The sequence below is a fragment of the Streptococcus sp. A12 genome (assembly GCF_905372335.1).
Lineage (GTDB): Bacteria > Bacillota > Bacilli > Lactobacillales > Streptococcaceae > Streptococcus.
The window spans coordinates 1-4,789 of sequence record NZ_CAJPOU010000082.1; the positions used below are offsets into that span (position 1 = coordinate 1).

General features: G+C 44.3%; 4 protein-coding genes and 1 pseudogene. All 5 read left to right on the forward strand.

The window, feature by feature from the left end; translation table 11 throughout:
• On the forward strand, positions 1 to 561 hold a 561-nt coding region (locus tag QZ158_RS07770), incomplete at its 5' end, for a hypothetical protein (RefSeq protein ID WP_293887362.1).
• 78 nt (positions 562 to 639) lie between these two features.
• Positions 640 to 1,182: a hypothetical protein gene (locus tag QZ158_RS07775; RefSeq protein WP_048789606.1), complete on the forward strand. Its 543-nt coding sequence runs from the start codon at positions 640 to 642 to the stop codon at positions 1,180 to 1,182.
• A gap of 102 nt (positions 1,183 to 1,284) precedes the next feature.
• Positions 1,285 to 3,639 (forward strand): DNA translocase FtsK, encoded by a 2,355-nt coding sequence (locus QZ158_RS07780; RefSeq protein ID WP_293887366.1) that lies wholly within the window; start codon positions 1,285 to 1,287, stop codon positions 3,637 to 3,639.
• Positions 3,640 to 3,740: 101 nt separating this feature from the next.
• A complete protein-coding gene (locus QZ158_RS07785) occupies positions 3,741 to 4,127 on the forward strand; it encodes a VOC family protein (RefSeq protein WP_048715322.1) in 387 nt (128 codons plus the stop codon).
• 84 nt (positions 4,128 to 4,211) lie between these two features.
• Positions 4,212 to 4,789: pseudogene (locus QZ158_RS07790) on the forward strand (cation-translocating P-type ATPase); the annotation flags it as partial.

Sequence of the window (4,789 nt, forward strand, 5' to 3'; positions counted from 1 at the left end):
CATGTAGACTTAGATTTAGCTTTTTGGCAGCAATACCTTCAGTTGAACAAGAATGTGAAAAAGCCCATTTTACAGATCGATATGAAGCTGACATCGGTTGCCTATTCTTTTATGATGGGAGATTTTGATATTGTCATAAAGGAAGCTAGAGAAGCACTCAGCCAGAAGGAACTACCACAGAAATATAAGAACTTTTTTGAGAGTTATCTTATTCGTTCGATCGTCCTGACAGATCCTGATTTATCCAGGGAAGAGCTGGAGGCTCGATTAAATGAATTGACCATTACAGACCCTACACTAGCTGAGAAAACTAAAAAGGTCTGTCTTGCCCTTTATGATTTAACCATTGCCCACCAAAGCAATGATTATTTTGAAGGTTTAAGCAATGACTTCAAGTACCAGCAGTTGGAAATGATCTACTACCAAGCCTTGAATGCTACTCTTAAAGGCGATAAGTCTAGAGCGGAAGAGCTCTTTCGCAAGTTGGTTTCAGAAGATGAGTCGCTCTATATCGTTCGAAAGGCGCAACAATACTTGAAGGATGAGGGGAATTATCTATAAATCCTCCAATCAAAACAGAATTTTTCCAAATGAAGGTATAAATAGGTAAAGAGAGATAGGATTAAAATGGAGAAACAGATGACAACTATTTCAGATATACTAGAAAAATTTTATGCAGATCACGAGGTGAAACCTTATATTTCGCTTGAGAGAGACTTGGAAGCTTGGTTGTTGGATCCAAAGCCTGTTTCTAAACGAAACATGGAGTTGCTCCAAGATGGCTTGCTTGCGGGGGATATCATTCTCTTGTGGCGGATCCATTTTGGAACATTTACGACGGAGACTTGGTTTCCTAAGTACTTCGAATACACTTATGGGATTCATGCGCCGGAACATTTGAAGGTTTTGGTAGATAAGGGGTATGCTGTTATCGAATCCGCTTTTGATTCGCTGGACCATATCAATGCGACCATGAAAAAAGCCATTCTTAAAAAGAAGGGAGTCGCGGGCTTGTCCAAAATGAAAGCAGCCGATTTGAACCAAGCTTTAGCGAATCACTTTACCGAAGAAGAGTTGGCACAAGAGTTCACAGTTCGGGGCTATCAGTTGACGGAAAAAGGAAAACAAGCGTTGAAAGAGCATCAAGCCATCATCGACCGCCACCCAAAGAAAAATCTATAAGTAACAGTACCTGTGAGGTACTGTTTTTTGTTGTTTATGTCGCAGATGAGAGAAAAGGATTTTACTAGAGAACTAGTCTAGAAATGTGGTATAATAAAGGTTATGGCAAACAATAATCAATCAAAAAAAACACGGTCGACAAGACGACTGTCTAAAGCAGAAATGGAAAGAAAAAAAGCAATTCGCCGAATGATCATGACGATTGTCTTAACTCTCGTCTTCATTTTCGCCTTTTTACGATTAGGGGCCTTAGGCTTAGTGACCTACAACCTTATCCGTCTCTTGGTAGGTAGTCTGGCTTACGTAGCGATGACGGCTGTTATTGTCTACCTCTTCTTTTTCAAATGGATTGAGAAGCATGAGGGAACCTTGTCTGGCTTTTTAAGTCTTTTTGCAGGCTTGTTACTTATCTATCAAGCTTACTTTGTCTCCCTCTTGAAACTTGAAGGCTCTTCTTTCGGGCCAACCTTCTCACGTATCTTAGGGGACCTCGTGCACCTTCGCGTCTCTTCTTTTGCAGGAGGTGGTTTACTGGGTGCTATCTTGTACACGCCGATTGCCTTCTTGCTCTCAAACATCGGGACTTATTTCATTGGAGGACTCTTAATTGTGTTAGGACTTCTCTTGATGAGTTCTTATTCGGTTTATGACTTGTATGTGCAGGCTGTAGCAGCTTTTCACTCCTTTATGGAAAAACGAGAAATTCGTCGCCAAGAGCGCTTTGTCGAGCGTGAAGAGAAGAAAGCCCTTCAAGCAGAAGCAGTGGAGGCTGCCCGTATCGAGCAACTTGCAGAAGCTACTCCCATGAGTACAGAAGGCTATCCTGTAGATCTTGAGACAGGTGAGGTCATGGAACCTGTGATCGAAGCAGAAGCGCCCGCAGAGGAGGACTACCCTCAAATTTATCTACCAAATGAAGAGGAAGGCTATTCGGAAGAATGGTCGGATGACTACCCAGAAGAGATGGAGGAAGTCGCAGAAGAGGAGGATATGGATGAAGAAGTCACTGTAGACTTCACGCCTAAGGAACTCCTTCAATACAAACTTCCAACCATTGACCTCTTCGCACCTGACAAGCCGAAAAATCAATCCAAAGAGAAAAATATCGTTCGTCAGAACATCCGCATTTTGGAAGAGACCTTTGCAAGCTTTAACATCAAGGCGACAGTGGAACGGGCGGAAATCGGTCCTTCTGTTACCAAGTATGAAGTCAAGCCAGCTGTGGGTGTACGGGTCAACCGCATCTCCAACCTAGCAGATGATTTGGCCCTAGCCCTAGCAGCCAAGGATGTGCGGATTGAAGCGCCGATTCCAGGGAAGTCTCTGGTCGGAATCGAAGTGCCCAACTCAGAGATTGCGACGGTTTCCTTCCGTGAATTGTGGGAGCAGTCTAAAACTGATCCTACCAAACTCCTTGAGATTCCTCTCGGGAAGGCTGTAGATGGTTCAGCTCGGACATTTGATTTGGCTCGGATGCCCCACCTCTTGGTAGCGGGGTCTACTGGATCTGGTAAATCAGTAGCGGTTAATGGGATAATTTCGAGTATCTTGATGAAGGCCCGCCCGGACGAAGTCAAATTTATGATGGTCGATCCAAAAATGGTGGAGCTTTCTGTCTACAATGATATTCCTCACCTGTTGATCCCAGTTGTGACCAATCCACGCAAGGCTAGTCGAGCCCTACAAAAGGTTGTCGATGAGATGGAAAATCGCTATGAGCTCTTCTCAAATGTTGGCGCTCGGAATATTGCTGGCTTTAATGCCAAGGTGGCTGAGTACAATGCCCAGTCTGAGATGAAGCAAGTGCCCCTTCCATTGATCGTGGTCATTGTCGATGAGTTGGCAGACTTGATGATGGTCGCAAGTAAAGAAGTGGAAGATGCTATTATTCGCCTTGGACAAAAGGCGCGTGCAGCGGGGATCCACATGATCCTGGCAACCCAACGGCCATCGGTTGACGTTATCTCAGGTTTGATCAAGGCCAATGTGCCTTCTCGTGTCGCTTTTGCGGTATCATCCGGGACCGACTCACGGACCATCTTGGATGAAAATGGAGCGGAGAAATTGCTCGGTCGCGGAGACATGCTCTTTAAACCGATCGATGAAAATCATCCAATCCGTCTGCAAGGCTCCTTTATCTCTGATGATGATGTGGAGCGGATTGTCAACTTCGTCAAAGAACAAGCTGAAGCGGATTATGATGATGCCTTCGATCCAGGCGAAGTATCCGAGTCAGACTTTGATGGAGGTATGGGTGGCTCAGACGAAGGCGATCCTCTCTTTGAAGAGGCAAAGGCGCTCGTGATTGAAACTCAAAAAGCTAGTGCTTCGATGATTCAGCGTCGCTTATCGGTTGGTTTTAACCGGGCCACTCGCCTCATGGAAGACTTGGAAGCAGCGGGTGTCATCGGACCAGCTGAAGGAACCAAGCCAAGAAAGGTCTTACAGACCAATTAATCTTTCTTTAAATGAAGAAGGAATGAGATATTTGACAATAGCAAAAACCTGCCTGTACGAGGGGCAGGTTTTGTTTACGATAAAAAAGAAAAGGACAGCAGATGCATCTCGATACCATTCACCACATTGCCATTATTGGCCACGATTATGACAAAACCAGAGAATTTTATGTAGACAAGTTAGGCTTTGAACCTTTAGACGAACACCATCGACCAGAAAAGCAGGATATTCTCTTTAATATTCGAAAGGGAAACCTGACCTTGGAAATATTTATCAAACCAGCTGCCCCAAAAAGACCCTTTCTCCCTCATCCAGAGCATACCGGCCTTCGTCATCTAGCTTTTAAAGTGGAAGATGTTCAAGCCTGTCTAGCAGAGTTTGACCAATTAGGAATCCCTCATACAGAACTACGGGTGGATGATTTTGATGGGCGCAAAATGGCTTTCTTCTTTGATCCAGATGGCTTGCCTCTTGAACTTCACGAATAGGTCTACACAATCTTCGGTCTCTAGTCCCAAGCCAGAAGACATTCTTTTTGCTACACTAGATACAGAAAAAAGAAAGAAGAAAATATGGAAGAGAAGCGATATAGCGGGCTAGCGAATGAGCAAGTCCAAAGCAGAATTAGAGAAGGCAAACAAAATCGAGTAACCATCACGGCTGAAAAGTCGACCAGAGAGATTATTTATTCAAATGTCTTTACCTATTTTAACCTGGTTTTTGGTATTCTAGCTATCTTATTGATACTAGTACGGTCTTGGAACAATATGTTATTTGTTCCCATTGTGGTCGTTAACTCCTTGATTGGGATTGTTCAAGAATTGCGGTCTCGGCGGATTTTGAATAAGATGCGCCTCCTTCAAGTGGAGAAAGCTCGAGTGATTCGTGAAGGAGAACGGCTGGATCTTCCTGTCGACCAGGTGGTAGAGGGGGATGTCGTCTTGTTCCAAGCAGGGGATCAGATCTATGCGGATGCCAAGGTTCTGGATGGCTCGATCATGGTCGATGAGTCTCAATTAACAGGTGAAGCAGATGAAATCCCTAAAGGTGAGAATCAGAAACTCATGTCAGGAAGTTTTGTTATCTCAGGTCAAGCAGTTGCCGTCTTGGAACAAGTAGGAGATGCGTCTTATATTAATCAGCTGAGTCT

What these genes read in the sequence shown, in the direction of transcription:
- QZ158_RS07775 (WP_048789606.1), top strand. Translation starts at nt 640, where the DNA reads ATGACAACTATTTCAGATATACTAGAAAAATTTTATGCAGATCACGAG.
- QZ158_RS07785 (WP_048715322.1), top strand. Translation starts at nt 3,741, where the DNA reads ATGCATCTCGATACCATTCACCACATTGCCATTATTGGCCACGATTAT.
- QZ158_RS07780 (WP_293887366.1), top strand. Translation starts at nt 1,285, where the DNA reads ATGGCAAACAATAATCAATCAAAAAAAACACGGTCGACAAGACGACTG.